15 protein-coding genes are annotated in these 15,459 nt (G+C 64.3%); 5 read left to right on the top strand and 10 right to left on the bottom strand.

Annotated elements, in window-relative coordinates; genetic code table 11:
• Positions 1-2: 2 nt before the first annotated feature.
• The gene (soxY, locus tag GWG67_RS07685) at positions 3-494 is read right to left on the bottom strand and encodes a thiosulfate oxidation carrier protein SoxY (RefSeq protein WP_275168513.1); all 492 of its coding nucleotides are present in this window, start codon (positions 492-494) and stop codon (positions 3-5) included.
• Between the two features lie 32 nt (positions 495-526).
• Positions 527-880 (bottom strand): sulfur oxidation c-type cytochrome SoxX, encoded by a 354-nt coding sequence (soxX, locus tag GWG67_RS07680; RefSeq protein ID WP_275168512.1) that lies wholly within the window; start codon positions 878-880, stop codon positions 527-529.
• Between the two features lie 259 nt (positions 881-1,139).
• Here soxX and GWG67_RS07675 point away from each other — a divergent pair, with 259 nt between their 5' ends.
• Positions 1,140-1,811 (top strand): DUF938 domain-containing protein, encoded by a 672-nt coding sequence (locus GWG67_RS07675; RefSeq protein ID WP_275168511.1) that lies wholly within the window; start codon positions 1,140-1,142, stop codon positions 1,809-1,811.
• A 116-nt stretch (positions 1,812-1,927) separates the two neighbouring features.
• Here the strand turns inward: GWG67_RS07675 and GWG67_RS07670 are convergent, their stop codons facing one another.
• Positions 1,928-3,994: a prolyl oligopeptidase family protein gene (locus tag GWG67_RS07670; RefSeq protein WP_275168510.1), complete on the bottom strand. Its 2,067-nt coding sequence runs from the start codon at positions 3,992-3,994 to the stop codon at positions 1,928-1,930.
• A gap of 217 nt (positions 3,995-4,211) precedes the next feature.
• Here GWG67_RS07670 and GWG67_RS07665 point away from each other — a divergent pair, with 217 nt between their 5' ends.
• On the top strand, positions 4,212-5,459 hold the full coding sequence (locus GWG67_RS07665) for an MFS transporter (protein ID WP_275168509.1): 1,248 nt from the start codon (positions 4,212-4,214) through the stop codon (positions 5,457-5,459).
• A 141-nt stretch (positions 5,460-5,600) separates the two neighbouring features.
• Positions 5,601-6,839 carry an MFS transporter gene (locus GWG67_RS07660; RefSeq protein ID WP_275168508.1) on the top strand — a complete coding sequence of 413 codons (1,239 nt, stop codon included), beginning with the start codon at positions 5,601-5,603 and terminating at the stop codon, positions 6,837-6,839.
• Between the two features lie 127 nt (positions 6,840-6,966).
• Here GWG67_RS07660 and GWG67_RS07655 read toward each other — a convergent pair whose 3' ends face one another.
• Together GWG67_RS07655 and GWG67_RS07650 are read right to left on the bottom strand one after the other, a co-directional pair.
• Positions 6,967-7,461, bottom strand: a complete 495-nt coding sequence (locus tag GWG67_RS07655; RefSeq protein WP_275168507.1) for a VOC family protein — start codon at positions 7,459-7,461, stop codon at positions 6,967-6,969.
• 90 nt (positions 7,462-7,551) lie between these two features.
• Positions 7,552-8,097 carry a carboxymuconolactone decarboxylase family protein gene (locus GWG67_RS07650; protein ID WP_275168506.1) on the bottom strand — a complete coding sequence of 182 codons (546 nt, stop codon included), beginning with the start codon at positions 8,095-8,097 and terminating at the stop codon, positions 7,552-7,554.
• 136 nt (positions 8,098-8,233) lie between these two features.
• Here GWG67_RS07650 and GWG67_RS07645 point away from each other — a divergent pair, with 136 nt between their 5' ends.
• Both GWG67_RS07645 and GWG67_RS07640 read left to right on the top strand, forming a co-directional pair.
• Complete coding sequence (locus tag GWG67_RS07645; RefSeq protein ID WP_275168505.1) at positions 8,234-9,448, top strand: acyl-CoA dehydrogenase family protein; 1,215 nt, start codon at positions 8,234-8,236, stop codon at positions 9,446-9,448.
• Between the two features lie 142 nt (positions 9,449-9,590).
• Complete coding sequence (locus GWG67_RS07640; RefSeq protein ID WP_275168504.1) at positions 9,591-10,730, top strand: acyl-CoA dehydrogenase family protein; 1,140 nt, start codon at positions 9,591-9,593, stop codon at positions 10,728-10,730.
• 218 nt (positions 10,731-10,948) lie between these two features.
• Here GWG67_RS07640 and GWG67_RS07635 read toward each other — a convergent pair whose 3' ends face one another.
• From GWG67_RS07635 to GWG67_RS07615, 5 genes are all read right to left on the bottom strand, one after another.
• A complete protein-coding gene (locus GWG67_RS07635; RefSeq protein WP_027565946.1) occupies positions 10,949-11,986 on the bottom strand; it encodes an amino acid ABC transporter substrate-binding protein in 1,038 nt (345 codons plus the stop codon).
• A 54-nt stretch (positions 11,987-12,040) separates the two neighbouring features.
• Positions 12,041-12,634, bottom strand: coding sequence for a L,D-transpeptidase (locus GWG67_RS07630; RefSeq protein ID WP_275168503.1), 594 nt, complete (start codon positions 12,632-12,634; stop codon positions 12,041-12,043).
• A gap of 384 nt (positions 12,635-13,018) precedes the next feature.
• A complete protein-coding gene (locus GWG67_RS07625; protein ID WP_275169139.1) occupies positions 13,019-13,993 on the bottom strand; it encodes a hypothetical protein in 975 nt (324 codons plus the stop codon).
• 84 nt (positions 13,994-14,077) lie between these two features.
• Complete coding sequence (locus GWG67_RS07620; RefSeq protein WP_275168502.1) at positions 14,078-14,641, bottom strand: thioredoxin family protein; 564 nt, start codon at positions 14,639-14,641, stop codon at positions 14,078-14,080.
• Positions 14,642-14,672: 31 nt separating this feature from the next.
• A complete protein-coding gene (locus tag GWG67_RS07615) occupies positions 14,673-15,371 on the bottom strand; it encodes a cytochrome c biogenesis CcdA family protein (protein ID WP_275168501.1) in 699 nt (232 codons plus the stop codon).
• Between the last annotated feature and the right edge of the window lie 88 nt (positions 15,372-15,459).

Raw genomic sequence — 15,459 nt, 5'->3', positions numbered from 1 at the left:
GCTTAACCGCCGCAGCCGCCGACGGTGACTTTGACTTCCTTGGTCGCGCTGTAGAGCTTGCCGTCGGCCTCCACGATCGCGACCACGTTGGTGGTCTTGGCCATCTTCAGCCGGTTAGCGACAGTAGGGATTGTGCCTTCGGGAATCCTGTAGGACGCCGCAAGCGCGCTCGGGTTCTCGGCCACGAAGAACGAGATCGAGGTGACCTTGTCGAGCGTCGTCGTCACCGAGATCGGCACCACGCCGCCATTTTCGGCGATCTCGGGGGCGTCCAGCTTGATCTTGTCGGAGGGCTCGGCGGTTTTGCCGTAGAGCGCCTTGATGGCATCCGCCTCGCTCTTCTGCTTGAAGGCCTCTTCCGGATATTTGTCGTTGGCCGCGGCCCGCGCGGGAGCGGCACCGAACGGCAGATTGCCGAGGCCGAGCAGCGCGACCGAGGCTGCGCCCTGAAGGATCAGGCGCCGCGTCGCGGTAGGGCCGGTGAGTGTGGTCATCTCGGGTCTCCTGGGCAATCTCGTGCCTGAAGTCACAGGGTCTGCAGGAAATCAACGATCGCGCTGATCTCCTGTTCGGTCAAAATCCGGTTCCGGCCGAACGGCGGCATCATGGTCTGCGGATTGCGCTTGGTCTCGTCGAAGATGATCGCGGCCAGCTCGTTGCGATCGGGGTATTTGGCCTTGAGGTCCTTCAGTTCCGGCCCGATCGTTCCCGGCAGGTCGCCACCCTTGATCACGTGGCAGGTCAGGCAATTGCCCTTGCCGCGATCGAAAGCGAGTTTCCGGCCGTCGGCCACAGCGGACTGCGCCCACGCCGGGCTGGCGAGGCCGGCGGCAATGGCCAGCAAGATGAACAGAACGGGCGTCCGGGAAAAGGCGGTCAAGGCGTCATTCCGAGGCGTTATAGCGTTGGTCTCGATCGCGAAATAGAAGCGTTCCAAAGCACAAAGGGCACCGTCTGACAATCAAGACTATGCACGCGACAAAATGGAGTTAATATCTTCCCCATTGCAACTGATGAGATTATTTGTTCAGCCGATTTGGCCCGAGAGTTTAGGGCCGTGGCGCGGGCCGGCTGTTTCCTGAGCGTTTTGCCGCTCAACCTGTTTTCAACGCGTTCTCGTTTTTTCAAGGGGACCTCACTTGGCTGAATATGTCGTCGAATTCGGCAGGGATGGCGGTCGGGTCGAGTCCGATGGGCGGCTCGACGCACCGGCATTTCATCGCAATCACGAGCCGCTCTGGGCGGCACTGGAACAGCATCTCGCCGGCTGCACCGGCAATGTGGTCGAGCTCGGCAGCGGAACCGGCCAGCACGTGGTCTACTTCGCGCGTCATACGCCCGGCCTGATCTGGTGGCCCAGCGATCTCAACCAGCGCCACCTCAAGAGCATCGAGGCCTGGCGCGTTCATTCAGGCCTGAAAAACATCCGCTCGCCGCTGCGGATCGATCTCACCGACCCCGACTGGTGCCCGGAGATGAAAGGCGGGCAGGCGCCGTCAAGTCTTGCCGCCGTGTTCTGCGCCAATGTCATCCACATCGCGCCATGGAGCGTCGCCGAGGGCCTGTTCGCCGGCGCCGGCCGCTATTTGCGGGCCGACGGCAAGCTGTTCCTCTACGGCCCGTTCAAGCGCGGCGGCAAGCACATCGCGCTCAGCAATGCTGTGTTCGACACCTCCTTGCGTGAAGGCAATCCCGACTGGGGCGTGCGTGACATCAGCGATGTCGAGGCGCTCGCCCGCGGCGCAGGACTTCGCCTCGTCGATACGATCGACATGCCGGCGAATAATCTGACCTTGGTATTCGCGCGATAGGACGTCGTCATGCCCGGGCTTGTCCCGGGCATCCACGTTCTTCGTGCACCAGCCAAGGCGTGGATGGCCGGGTCAAGCCCGGCCATGACGATGCGGAAACGTCAGCCCCGCAAACGCTAGCCCTCGTCCTTCCACCCGATCTTGTCTTTCAAAAACCGAAAACCAATCACCTCGAACCCCGCGCGCTCCTTGTTGTCCTTGCCGTAGCCGTGGCCGCCCGCTTCAGGCTCGTAAAACCAGGCCTCGTAGCCCATGGCCTGGAGCTTTGCCGCCATCTTGCGCGCATGCCCGGGATGGACACGGTCGTCGCGCCGCGTGGTGGCGATCAGGATCGGCGGATAGGGCTGGCCGGCCTTGACGTTGTGATAGGCGGAGTAGGTCTTCAGCCAGTCCCACTCCTCAGGCTTGTCGGGATCGCCATATTCCGCGATCCAGCTCGCGCCGGCGAGCAGCTTCGTGTAGCGGCGCATGTCGATCAGCGGGATGGTGCAGAACAGCGCGCCGAAACGATCGGGGTATCGCACCAGCATGTTGGTGATGAGGATGCCGCCGTTCGATCCACCCTGCGCGGCGATGCGCTTTGCTGTCGTCACGCCGCGGCGGACGAGATCGGCGGCAACGGCGGCGAAATCGTCGTGCGACAATTTCTTGCCGGCGAGCCGGCCGGCATCGTGCCAGCGTGTGCCGAATTCGCCGCCGCCGCGCAAATTCGCCTGCACCGTCGTGCCTCCGCGCTCCAGCCACAGCTTGCCCAGCGATGCGTTGTAATACGGCTTCACCGAATGGGCGAAGCCGCCATAGGCGCTCATATAGACCGGTGCATCGCCGGTCTCGCCGCTGGGGCCGGTCTGCACATAGGGAATGCGCTCGCCGTCGATCGAGATCGCCTCGTGCTGGGTCACCACGAGATCGTCGGAGGTGAATGTTTTCGGCGCCTGCTTCAACACGGTCGGGCTCGCGACGCCGCGCTCCATCAGCAGCAGCGACGGCGGCGTCAGCGGATCCTGCACGTTGGCAAGCAAGTCGCCATTGCTCTCGGAGGGATGGCGATCCAGCGGCCAGATGTCGACGACGCCGATCTGCGGCAGGCCGCCGAGTGACGCGCGGCTCCAGCTTGTGGCGGACGGCGTGCAGATCTCGAATTGCGGCTGGAGCTCGTCGAGGATCGACAGCACCAGCTTTCCTCCCGTCCAGAACAGACCTTGCAAAGCGCGGCGAGGTTCCGGCTCGAACAGCACCGCGAAATCGCGGCTGCCGGCCAAGAACGCCGAGAGCGACATGCCGAGCACGGTGTCGGCGGCATAGGTTCTGCCCTCGATCGACCAGGCTTCGCGCAGCTTCATCGCGAACCAGTCGCCATGCGCCTGCAACCAGATGCCGGTCGGCAGATCGAGCTTCGTCGTCGTGCCGTCTGCATCGCGCAGCCAGAGCGCATGATTGAAGAAATCGATTTGGTCCACGATCCAGCTGCGTGGGGCCGCAGCGGTGTCGTCGACCAGTCCCGAGATCGCCATATGATCGGCCGTGGTCTCGATGATCGTTTGCGCCTGATCGACAGGCTCGCCGCGCCGCCACAGGCGAACCGTCCGCGAATATCCCGAACTCGTCGCCATGCCTTCGCCATGGGCGCTCGACAGCAGCAGCGTGTCGGCATCGAGCCAATCGGCGCCGCCCTTGGCTTCCGATAGCGCAAATCCGTCCGCAACGAAACTCTTGGTGTCGAGGTCGAATTCCCGCAAGGTGACGGCGTCGCTGCCGCCGCGCGACAGGCTCAAAATGGCGCGCGCGCTTCCCTTCTGGGTGGTGATGCCGCTCAGCAGCCAGTCCTCGCCTTCGCGCGCGGCGAGCTGGTCGACATCCAGCATGATCTCCCACGTGGGATGCGGTTTGCGAAACTCCGCAAGCGAAGTCTTCCGCCACAGGCCGCGCGGGTTGGTGGCGTCCTTCCAGAGATTGTGCAGGTCGTCGCCGCGGCGGCTGACATAAGGAATGTTGTCCGGACGATCGTAGATCGCCGCGAGGATATCGCGGTCGCGCGCGAAGGCCGCTCCGCCGAACGCGTCGAGCGTCAAGCTGTTCTGTCGCGTGACGAAATCGAGCCCCTGCTTGCCTTCGATCTCCTCCAGCCAGAGCCAGGGATCGTCGTCGGGAGCGCTGAGCGTAGGCCTGTCGTCGACGGACATGAACGAAACTCCGGAAGGTCGCGGCGGATAGGATTTGATCAAGCGCACGCCGTCAAGTGCGCGGCCCATTATCATCGGCCCGATTGCGTCAGAGACATGGCCTGCGCCCGTTTGCGCCGGTTGCCCGCCCTCCCGCGCCCCGCCATAGTGCCGGGAATCAAGCGAGCCCTTGAAAGCCTTTGAAGCCCCTCGAATGCCCGTTGGGGCGGAAATGCCGATGCTGGATGTGACTGCAGCCAATGAGATCGCCGCCGACGCCCGCGTGCGCGGCAATGTTGTGCGCCTTGCCGCCGCGCAGGCGCTGACCGGCGCCAACTCTGCCGTGATCTTCGCCACCGGCGCGATCGTCGGCGCGACGCTCGCGCCCGACGTCTCGTTCGCGACCGTGCCGATCTCGATGTATGTGCTCGGCCTCGCCGCCGGCACGCTGCCGACCGGCGCGATCTCGCGCCGCTTCGGCCGCCGCGTCGCTTTCATCGTCGGCACCGGTCTGGGCGCGCTGACCGGTTTGCTCGGCTGTTTCGCCATCCTGCACGCTTCGTTTCCGTTGTTCTGTCTGGCGACTTTTCTCGGCGGCCTCTACGGCGCGGTGGCGCAGTCCTATCGCTTCGCTGCCGCCGACGGCGCCAGCGCGGCGTACCGGCCCAAGGCGGTGTCCTGGGTGATGGCGGGCGGCGTGTTCGCCGGCGTGCTCGGTCCGCAGCTCGTGCAATGGACCATGGATGTCTGGCAGCCCTATCTGTTCGCCTTCAGCTTCCTGGTCCAGGCTGCTGTCGCGCTCATCGCGATGGGCATCGTCGCCGGGGTCGACATGCCGAAGCCGGCACCGGCCGATCTTCGCGGCGGGCGGCCGCTGCTCGACATCGTGACCCAGCCGCGCTTCATTGCGGCGGCGCTCTGCGGCGTCATCTCCTATCCCATGATGAATCTGGTGATGACCTCGGCGCCGCTCGCCATGAAGCTGTGCGGCTTGAGCGTTTCCGATTCCAATTTCGGCATTCAATGGCACATCGTCGCCATGTACGGGCCGAGCTTCTTCACCGGCGCGCTGATTGCCCGCTTCGGCGCGCGGAAGGTCGTTGCCGCCGGTCTGCTGCTGGAGGCCGGCGCGGCCGGCATCGGCCTGTCCGGCATCACCGCGATGCATTTCTGGGCCACGCTGATCGTGCTCGGTATCGGCTGGAATTTCTCCTTCATCGGCGCCTCAGCGCTGGTCTTGGAGACGCACCGGCCGCAGGAGCGCAACAAGGTGCAGGCCTTCAACGATTTCCTGGTGTTCGGCATGATGGCGATCGGCTCGTTCTCGTCCGGCCAATTGCTCGCCAGTTACGGCTGGTCCGCAGTGAACATGGTGGTGTTCCCACCGGTAGCACTCGGTCTCGCCGTGCTCTCGCTGGCGTCCTTTGCCCGCCGCCGCAAGGCGCGGCTGGACGCGGCCATGGGCGAGTTCCCGGATGCGATCTGAGGTGGCGGGAGGCTGTCAGCAGCGTTGATAGTTCGATCCAGGTCGAAGTGATTTCCGATGTCTGGGTTGTTACATGATGCTCGTCATGAACAGGCGAGCGTGAAGCAGGGCGCTCGCGGGGGAAACGAAGGACAAGCGCAAATGCTCGATAACCCCCGATACGACGCATCCGTCGACGAATCCTCGTTCCGCTACGAAGGCTGGCGCATCGTTGCGGTCTGCTTCCTGCTCGCGACCTTCGGCTGGGGGCTCGGCTTCTACGGCCAGAGCGTTTATGTCGCCGAGCTCCAGCGCGCGCACGGCTGGTCGGCCTCGCTGATCTCATCCGCCACGACCTTCTTCTATCTGTTCGGCGCGCTGCTCGTCGTCTTCGTCGGCGAGGCCGTCAACAAATACGGCCCGCGTCTCGGCCTGATCGCGGGGACGCTGGCGATGTCGGCTGCGGCGGTCGCGATCGGCGCGGTGCGCGAGCCGTGGCAGCTTTATCTCGCGAATGCCGTGCTCGCCTTCGGCTGGGCCGGCACTAGCCTCGCCATGATCACCAACACGATCAGCCTGTGGTTCGACCAGAAGCGCGGCATGGCCATCAGCCTCGCGCTGAATGGCGCAAGCTTCGGCGGCATCGTCGGCGTGCCGCTGCTGGTGACGTTGATCGGCCAAGTCGGCTTCGCCCGCGCGATGTTTATCGTCGCGGGCGCCATGCTGGCGCTGCTCCTGCCGGTGATCCTGTTTGTCGTCGGCCGCCCGCCCGATCTGCATGGCCGGCGCGCCGCGACGAAAACGAAGCCGCAATCGTCGGCGCAAATTCGCAGCCAGGCGTTGCGCGATGTCGGCTTCCTCACGGTGACCATTGCCTTTGCCTTGGTGCTGTTCGCGCAGGTCGGCTTCATCGTCCACCTGATCTCGTTCCTCGATCCCGTGATCGGGCGCGAGCGCGCGGCCGTCGCGGTTGCGGTGCTGACCGCGATGGCGGTGATCGGCCGGGTGCTGTTTTCGCTGGTGATCGACCGCCTCAACCAGCGGCTTGCCTCGGCGTTGTCGTTCCTGAGCCAGGCCGTGGCGCTGTGCGTCGTCATCAATTTGCACAATGATTACGTGCTGATCGCCGCCTGCGCATTGTTCGGCTTCTCGGTCGGCAATCTCATCACGCTGCCGTCGCTGATCGTGCAGCAGGAATTCGATTCCGCCTCGTTCGGAGTGCTGATCAGCCTCAACACGGCGATCAACCAGGTGACCTATGCGTTCGGCCCCGGCGTGGTCGGCTTTCTGCGCGATTTCACCGGGGGCTATGAGCTGCCGTTCTATCTCTGCATCGCGCTGGAACTGGCGGCGGCGGCGTTGATCATGGTGCGGGGGAGGCCGCATGTGAAGACTGCGTAGAGGCGCGACGCCGCTTCGACATCCTCCGTCATTGCGAGCGCAGCGAAGCAATCTAGGCTGCCACTGCGGAAAGATTCTGGATTGCTTCGTCGCTTCGCTCCTCGCAATGACGAGGAGAGAGTGGAGCTTAAGCCTCACGCTGCTTCAGCAGCTCCTCCACATCCAGCCGCTTCGTAAACATCGACAGCTTGCCATCCGGCCCGAACGGCCATTGCTCCCGCGGCTTGTCCCAATACAGCTCCACGCCATTCTGGTCCGGATCGCGCAAATAGAGCGCTTCGGACACGCCATGGTCGCTCGCCCCGTCGAGCGCGATGCCGGCCGAGAGCACGCGGTGCAGCGCATCCGCCAGCGCGGGCCGCGTCGGATAGAGGATCGCGGTGTGATAGAGCCCGGTCGTGCCTGGCAGCGGCGGCGAGCCGCCTTTGCTCTCCCAGGTGTTGAGCCCGATGTGGTGATGATAGCCGCCGGCCGAGATGAAGGCCGCGCCGGAGCCCATGCGCTGCATCAGCTCGAAACCGAGCACGCCGCAATAGAAGCCGAGCGCGCGGTCGAGATCAGCGACCTTGAGGTGAACGTGGCCGATCCTGGTGCCGGCGGCGACGGCTTGGTTCTGCGACATGTGGCTGCTCCGTTGATCATCCCCACATAAGGCGAGCCTCGGAGCAGTGCTACTGACCTATCCCGAAACCCAGCGTTTCCATATGCGAAACTATGACAGCTCCCGCACCTCGCCCTCCGGCAGCTCGAACTCAAACGTGTTCAGCGTCATCGACACCAGCGTGTAATAGCCGCAGAGACCAATCACCTCGACCACGCCGCGCTCGCCGAGCAGCTTCACCGCCGCGTCATAGAGGCCCTTCTCGACGCCGTGGCCCTCATGCAGCGACTTCGCGACGTCGTAGATCATCTTGGCCTTGGGATCGTCGAAGACGGGCGTGCGCCGGTCGCGGATCGCGTCGATGATGTCAGGATCCATGCCGCCGGCAAGCGCCAGGCGCTTGTGCGCGTACCATTCGTAATGCGCGGTCCAGTGCCGCGCCGTCACCAGGATCGCGATCTCCGAAAGTTTCGCGGGGAAGATCGTATCGTAGCGCAGGACCTCGCCGAGCCGCGTGGCATGTCGCGCCATGTCGGGGCTGTTGAGCCAGGCCATCATCGGCGCCGGCGGCTTGCCGCGCTTGCCGGCAATCGACTCGTCATAGGTCTGCCGCTGGCTCTCGTTCATTTCGCCAGGCGAAAGAAGCTTCAGGCGCATTGTTGTTTCCTCTTTGTTTTCAAGCTCGCCGAAGCCGCGACTATAGCCGATGCGTGACACGGAAGTGGTTGAATTCCGCGGGAGCTTGGCCCAGAGTCGCGCCCAACAAGCCGAGTTTGAATGATGGAAACGACCAATGACTGACTCCAGGGCCAGCGAGACTGAGACCGCCGATCTCGAAACATTCCGCAGTGAAACCCGCGCCTGGTTGGAAGCCAACTGCCCGCCGGAAATGCGGAAGCCCGCAACATCAGATGCCGACGTGTTCTGGGGCGGACGCAATGCAAAGTTCTCGTCCGAGCCGCAGCGCATCTGGTTCGAGCGCATGCGCGACAAGGGCTGGACCGTGCCTGATTGGCCGAAAGAATATGGCGGCGGTGGCCTGAGCGCTGCCGAGCACAAGGTGCTGCGCGCGGAGATGGGACGAATCGGCGCGCGGCCGCCGCTGTCGAGCTTCGGCATCTGGATGCTCGGGCCGGCGCTTTTGAAATACGGCAACGATGCCCAGAAGAAAGAGCACCTGCCGAAAATCGCCGCGGGCCTGATCCGCTGGTGCCAGGGCTATTCCGAGCCGAATGCCGGCTCCGATCTCGCCTCGCTCCAGACCCGCGCCGAGAGCGACGGCGACGACTACGTCATCACCGGCTCGAAGATCTGGACGTCCTACGCCAACTATGCCGACTGGATCTTCTGCCTCGTCCGCACCGATCCCGCCGCGAAGAAGCACGACGGCATCAGCTTCATCCTGTTCGACATGGCCTCGAAGGGCGTGACGACCAAGCCGATCCTGCTGATCTCCGGCTATTCGCCGTTCTGCGAGACCTTCTTCGACAATGTCCGCGTGCCGAAATCGCACGTGGTCGGCACCGTCAACCGCGGCTGGGACGTCGCAAAATATCTGCTCCAGCATGAGCGCGCGATGATCTCCGGCATGGGCGAGCGCGGCGTCGGCCGTCCGCTCGGCCAGATCGCGGCCGATTCCGTCGGCACAGATGCGCTGGGGCGGCTCGACGATGCGATGCTGCGTGGCCGGATCGCCAGCTTCGATGTCGACGAAGCTGCGCTTGCAGCTTGCGCCGAGCGCGCGGTCGATCTCGCCAAGGCGGGGCAGGCGCATCCGGCGTTCTCGTCGGCGATGAAATATTACGGCACCGAGCTCAACAAGCGCCGTTACGAGATCCTGATGTCGGCTGGCGGCGTCGATGCGTTGGAATGGGGGAGCGAGCGCTCGAAGCGAGGCGCTCGTCCGCGTGCCTGGCTGCGAACCAAAGCCAACTCGATCGAGGGCGGCACCACCGAGGTCATGCTCGGCATCGTCGCCAAGCGCATCCTCGATCTGCCGGGGGCGTAACTCCACCGTCGTTCCGGGGCGCGCGAAGCGCGAGCCCGGATACCATTTCACCGCGTATATGCCGCCTGATGGATTCCGGCCTGGCCCTTCGGGCCATCCCGGAATGACCAAGACAAAATAGATTTCGAATCGGAACTCGCACATGGCCCTCGTCCTCACAGAAGAACAATCGATGCTCCGCGACAGCGCGCGCGGGCTGATCAGCGACAAGGCGCCGGTGTCGCATTTGCGACATCTGCGCGATAGCAAAGACCCCATCGGCTTCTCCAAGGAGTTTTGGTATTCCTTCGCCGAGATGGGTTTTGCCGGCTTGCTGGTGCCGGAAGAGTTCGGCGGCAGCGGGCTCGGCTATGTCGAGGCCGGCGTCGTGATGGAGGAGATCGGCCGCACGCTGATGCCGTCGCCCTTCCTCGCCACCAGCGTGGTCGCGGCCTCGGCGCTGAACCGTGGCGGCAATGCCGCGCAGAAGTCGGAGTATCTGCCGAAGATCTCCAACGGCTCCCTGCTCGCGACGCTCGCGATCGACGAGGGCGCAAAACACCGGCCGCTTCAGACCAGCCTCCAGGCCGTGCGCGCCGGCAACGGTTTCAGGCTGTCCGGCGCCAAGGCGCTGGTGGTCGACGGTCACGTCGCCGATCTTCTCATTGTCGCTGCGCGCACCGCGGGTTCGGCCGGCGAGCGCGAGGGGCTGACGCTGTTCCTGGTCAATCCCAAGGCCAAGGGCGTCGCGATCGAGCGCACCATCATGGTCGACGCGCACAATGCGGCGCGGCTCGAGCTTGCCAATGTCGAGGTCGATGCCGACAGCGTGCTCGGCGAAGTTGACCAGGGGGCCGGCTTGCTCGACGGCGTGCTCGATATCGGACGCGGCGCGGTGGCCTCCGAAATGGTGGGCCTGAGCGAAGAAGTGTTCAACCGCACCGTCGAGTACCTGAAGAGCCGCAAGCAGTTCGGCAAGCTGATCGGCGAATTCCAGGCGCTGCAGCACCGCGCCGCCGAACTCTATGTCGACATCGAGATCACCCGCGCCGCGGTGATGAAGGCGCTGCAAGCGCTCGATACGGACGTCGCCAAGGCCGCATCAAACGTCGCAGTGGCAAAGGCCCGCGCTGGCACGACCGCCACGCGCGCGGTGCAGGAAGGCGTGCAGATGCATGGCGGCATGGGCATGACCGACCAGTTCGACATCGGCTTCTTCATGAAGCGCGCGCGCGTTTGCGAGGAATTGTTCGGTGACGCCAATTACCACACCGAGCAGCTGGCGAGGGCGCGGGGGTATTGAGGCGAGGCACAGTGGTGCCCCGCTAGCAGGTGTCGTCCCGGCCTAGTGCGCGATTGCGCACGGGGGGCCGGGACCCATAACCACAGGAAGCAGTTTGGCGGAGGCTCGTAGTTGAAGAGTCCTCCCGCGGTATTGTCACCTGCGCTTATCGATCGATCACGCGGTATGGGTCCCGGCCCCCGTGCGCAATTGCGCACTAGGCCGGGACGACGCAGGAGTTACCTCACCGGCGGTGCATACTGCACGCCGCCCGCATTCCACAGCTGGTTCATTCCGCGCGGGATCTTCAACTTCGACTTCTCGCCGATGTTGCGCTCGTACATCTCGCCGTAATTGCCGACGTGACGGATGATGCGGACCACCCAATCCTTGGTGAGGCCGAGCTGCTCGCCGTAATTGCCCTCGGTGCCAACCAGCCGCATCACTTCCGGCTTCTTCGACTTCAGGGCTTCGTCGATGTTCTCCGAGGAGACGCCGAGCTCCTCGGCGTTGATCATCGCGTACAGCGTCCACTTCACGATCATCATCCAGTCGTCGTCGCGCTGGCGCACGACGGGCGCGAGCGGCTCCTTGGAGATCATGTCGGGGAGGATCATGTGGTCGCCGGGCTTCGACAGGTTGATCCGCAGCGCGTAGAGCTGGGAGACGTCGGCGGAGAGCGTGTCGCATTTGCCGGTATCGTAGGCTTTCACGACATCGTCCAGCTTGTCGAACTTCACCTCTTCATACTTCATGTTGTTGGCACGGAAGTAATCCGCGACGTTGAGCGCCGTGGTGGTCCCGGTTTGGACGCAGACCTTGCTGCCGGTCAGATCCAGCGCGGTTTCCTTGTTGCGCGCGCGCGGCAGCATGAAGCCTGCGCCGTCGTAATAGGCGACCGCGGGGAAATAGAGATCGTAGTCGAGTTCGCGCGCCATGCTCCAGGTCGAGTTGCGCGAGAGGATGTCCACTTTCCGGCTCTGCAATTCCTTGAAGCGCTCGTTGGCATCGAGCGCGACGAATTTCGCCTTGCTCGGGTCGTTGAAGATCGCGGAGGCCACCGCGCGGCAGAAATCGACGTCGAAGCCGGTCCAGTTGCCCTTGTCGTCGGGGATCGAGAAGCCCGGCAGGCCCTTGTTGACGCCGCACAGCACTTCGCCGCGGCGGACAGTGCGCTTCAGCGTGCGGGTGTCGTAGAATTCATAGATGATGGCCAGGACGGCGACCAGCACGGCGACTGCGAGCCCGATCAGCAGGCCGCCACGAAAAGTGCGCATCATGTTGCTCTCTCGAAATAATCGGGAAAAGGAATATTCGCCAGGGCGAGAAGATCAGAGTTCAGGCTTCTGCCGGATGACAACCTTGGTGCCCACAGGGACGCGATCGTAGAGATCGGCGACGTCGCGATTGACGAGCCGGAAGCAGCCCGAGGAGACCTTGGTGCCGATCGTGTCGGGCCGATTGGTGCCGTGAATGCGGTAGACCGTGGTGCCCAGATACATGGCGCGCGCGCCGAGCGGATTTCCGGGGCCGCCGGCCATGAAGCGCGGCAGATAGGGCTGGCGCTGGATCATCTCCGGCGGCGGCGTCCAATCCGGCCACTCCTTCTTGTTGGTGATGTTCACCAGCCCCTGCCACTGAAAACCATCGCGGCCGACGCCGATGCCGTAGCGGATCGCGCGACCACCGGGCTGCACCAGATAGAGATGCCGTTCGGCGGTCGAGATGATGAGGGTGCCGGGCGCTTCGGTGGTGCGGAAGTAGACGACCTGCTTCTGCCATTCCGGATCGAGCTCGAAGGCGTCGTCAGCGACCAGACCCGGCTCATCGCCGCGGTCGGGCTGCTGGGCGTAGGCATGGGGCGCGGACAGGATCAGGCCGATCACGGCCACAAACATCCCGGTCAGGCGACGAAAATCCGTCATTTCAAGCTCTCCCCCGCTGCCACAGCGAATATCGTTCGGAACCATCTGAACCCAGCGGCAGCTTCATGGCAAGTTGATGGCGCGCCCGGCTGGTATGTCACGAGAATGCTTTGGTTTTTTGACGGACCTCCGGCAATGCCACAAACAGGGGATGGCGCGAAAAGCAGTGAGCTGGGCGCGATGTGCTCCCTCCCCCGCCCGCGGGGGAGGATCGGGGAGAGGGTGTCTCCGCAATTGGGCACTCCCGATGTGGAGAGAACCCTCACCCGGCGCGCGGGACGATGCTTCGCATTGCCCGGGGCGCGCCGACCTCTCCCGCAAGCGGGAGAGGCTCAGACCGAACTAGCGGCGAGATCAACTTCGCCAATTCGCACGAGATGCCAGCTAGATCTTGTTATTCTCCGGCGCGATCCCGAGCCGCCGGACGATTTCGGCGCCCACGGCCCGGGCCTCAGGCCTCGACCCGATCCGAGGGCTGCGAAACCGTCGTCCTGAGAGCAATCGGATCACCACGATGCAGTGCTCCTCCTCGGACCGGCCGCGGCGCTCGACCGTGATTGTCTTTACGTCGCGCCCTTCGATGTGGTCGGCGCGCAATGTGCCGTCGCCCCACAGGCGTTCGACCCGGATATCGCCTTGGCGGATGATCCAGAAAGCGCCGGTCACAAGGTTGGCATACCGGTAAACGCCGAAAGCGGCGATCCCGCCGACCGGCAGCATCATGATGTCGACCGGCCCGGGCGACAGGCCGCGCCAGAGCCTGTAGGCGTAGGGAACGGCGCACAATGCGACGACGATCAGTGCGACGATCCTGATGTCCCTCGTGGAAAACGGCTCGAGAGGGTCGCCGAGACGCATCTCGGGATTGCTGGCATCGAGTGGATTGACCGGAGACTCGACGTCGGGAACGTCGAATTGCGCGGCGATCCGCGCCACCGTGTCGTGCACATGCGTGACGTCGGTGATCGGCGGCGACGTCAGGCGTTCTCCAGAGGCCAGCGTGAAGGCCAGCTGAAAGCGGGCTTTCGCCCTCTTGCTGCCGGGAACCTGCATTCCCCTGATGTCGTCCTTGGCAACGATCCGCGTCCGGAGTTTTCCGAACGGGCGCTGCTCCCCGATCAGGATCTCGTCCGGCGTGATGATCCACACCACCGCCGGCGCCATCATGATGACGCCGACGAACGCCGCTCCCACCAGCAGCGCGACCACGGAGATGATCACCTCCAGGGGGTCGTGCGTGAACAGACCCGGCGTGAAGCACAGCGCAACGGCGGCCGCAAAGCCGGACATGACCAGCCGCTGCGCGATCGAGGCGCCTTCACGAAGGCGAATGTCAGTGCTGCTGGTGGCGTCGTCCATCGCGGGCGGCTGATTGCGTGGCCCGCGAAACTCCACGGACGGGTCCGTGGAGTCAAGCAACAACGGCGAGACCAGCGCCGCGTGTTAGCTGTTGGCGTTCAGCAGCCGGCCAACGGTGCGATCGATCTCGTCATAGCGGCCTTCGCCCTCGTGCTGGAACACGATCTTGCCGTTCTGGTCGATGATGTATTGCGTCGGCCAATATCGGTTGCGGTACGCATTCCAGGTCCTGGAATCATTGTCCTGTGCCACCGGATAGGTGATGCCGTGGCGCTTCAGCGCCGCCTGCACATTGGACGCCGAGCGCTCGAACGGGAATTCCGGCGTGTGCACGCCGACCACGACGAGCCCCTTGTCCTTGTACTTGGCATAGAGCTCGGTGACGTGCGGCAGCGTGTTGACGCAGTTGACGCAGCCATAGGTCCAGAAATCCACCAGCACGACCTTGCCGCGGAGATCGGCGATATTGAGCGGCTTCGAGTTGAACCAGTTGTTGATGCCGGTGAAGTCGGGCGCGCTGTCCTGGCTGGCGGCGGCGGTGACGACAGGAACGGCGCGCGCGGCTTCGTCGCAGATGCCGGGGATGACGGCGCCTGTTATGGCGATGCCGATCAGTGCGGCGGAGACGGCGAGCAGTTTGAAAGTCATGGACGAGTCCTCCGGTTGAGATGCGCGATGATCACAGGCCGATCTGGCCGGTGGGATAGAAGCCGGTGAGCCACGCCAAGATCAGCGTGTCGTATTGGAAATAGGCGGCGACGGCGAAGCCGATCACGACGACGCCAAAGCCCTGCTGCAGCCTTGGCGAAATGCGCGCGAGACTGCGCACCCGCGTCGTCGCGGCCTGCCCGCCATAGGCGATCGCCAGCATGGGAATCGCTGCGCCGATCGCGTAGGCGACCAGCAGCGTGCCGGCCCAGCCAACATTCTTCGTGGTCGCGACCAGTGTCAGGATCGAGCCGAGCACCGGGCCGGCGCAGGGCGTCCAGACCAAGCCAAGCGTGGTGCCGAGCACGAGCCCGCCGAGCGCGCCCTCGCGCTGCGTAGCGCCGGAGTTGCCGAGATCGAGCCAGCCATTGAGCCGGATCGACAGCCATTCGAATGGCGCTGGCCACAGCATCAACAGACCGAAGCCGAGCAGCAGGATCGATGCCGCCTCGCGCAGCACGTTCGGATCGAAATCAAACAGCCGCGTGATGGCGCCGAGCAACAGCGCGGTCGCGGAGAACGAGATGACGAAGCCGAGCGCGATCATCGCGGGGCGCAGATGCGAGCTGCGGCCGATCGAGGCGCCGAGCAGGATCGGCAGCATCGGCAGCGTGCAGGGCGCGGCGATGGTGAGGATGCCGGCGAGGACAGCGAAGAGAAGTTCGAGCATGGGGCACTCGTGAAGGGGGTCACGAGGGCTGTTCGGGATGGATGTGTCGGACGTTACGCGCCGTCACACGTTCGTGACGGGGACACGA

This window comes from Bradyrhizobium sp. CSS354, assembly GCF_029051725.1.
Classification (GTDB): domain Bacteria; phylum Pseudomonadota; class Alphaproteobacteria; order Rhizobiales; family Xanthobacteraceae; genus Bradyrhizobium.
The sequence above is the reverse complement of the archived record's forward strand: the minus strand, read 5'-3'. Positions and strand labels throughout refer to the sequence as shown.

What these genes read in the sequence shown, in the direction of transcription:
- soxY (WP_275168513.1), bottom strand. Translation starts at nt 494, where the DNA reads ATGACCACACTCACCGGCCCTACCGCGACGCGGCGCCTGATCCTTCAG.
- GWG67_RS07670 (WP_275168510.1), bottom strand. Translation starts at nt 3,994, where the DNA reads ATGTCCGTCGACGACAGGCCTACGCTCAGCGCTCCCGACGACGATCCC.
- GWG67_RS07665 (WP_275168509.1), top strand. Translation starts at nt 4,212, where the DNA reads ATGCTGGATGTGACTGCAGCCAATGAGATCGCCGCCGACGCCCGCGTG.
- GWG67_RS07660 (WP_275168508.1), top strand. Translation starts at nt 5,601, where the DNA reads ATGCTCGATAACCCCCGATACGACGCATCCGTCGACGAATCCTCGTTC.
- GWG67_RS07655 (WP_275168507.1), bottom strand. Translation starts at nt 7,461, where the DNA reads ATGTCGCAGAACCAAGCCGTCGCCGCCGGCACCAGGATCGGCCACGTT.
- GWG67_RS07650 (WP_275168506.1), bottom strand. Translation starts at nt 8,097, where the DNA reads ATGCGCCTGAAGCTTCTTTCGCCTGGCGAAATGAACGAGAGCCAGCGG.
- GWG67_RS07645 (WP_275168505.1), top strand. Translation starts at nt 8,234, where the DNA reads ATGACTGACTCCAGGGCCAGCGAGACTGAGACCGCCGATCTCGAAACA.
- GWG67_RS07640 (WP_275168504.1), top strand. Translation starts at nt 9,591, where the DNA reads ATGGCCCTCGTCCTCACAGAAGAACAATCGATGCTCCGCGACAGCGCG.
- GWG67_RS07635 (WP_027565946.1), bottom strand. Translation starts at nt 11,986, where the DNA reads ATGCGCACTTTTCGTGGCGGCCTGCTGATCGGGCTCGCAGTCGCCGTG.
- GWG67_RS07630 (WP_275168503.1), bottom strand. Translation starts at nt 12,634, where the DNA reads ATGACGGATTTTCGTCGCCTGACCGGGATGTTTGTGGCCGTGATCGGC.
- GWG67_RS07625 (WP_275169139.1), bottom strand. Translation starts at nt 13,993, where the DNA reads ATGGACGACGCCACCAGCAGCACTGACATTCGCCTTCGTGAAGGCGCC.
- GWG67_RS07620 (WP_275168502.1), bottom strand. Translation starts at nt 14,641, where the DNA reads ATGACTTTCAAACTGCTCGCCGTCTCCGCCGCACTGATCGGCATCGCC.
- GWG67_RS07615 (WP_275168501.1), bottom strand. Translation starts at nt 15,371, where the DNA reads ATGCTCGAACTTCTCTTCGCTGTCCTCGCCGGCATCCTCACCATCGCC.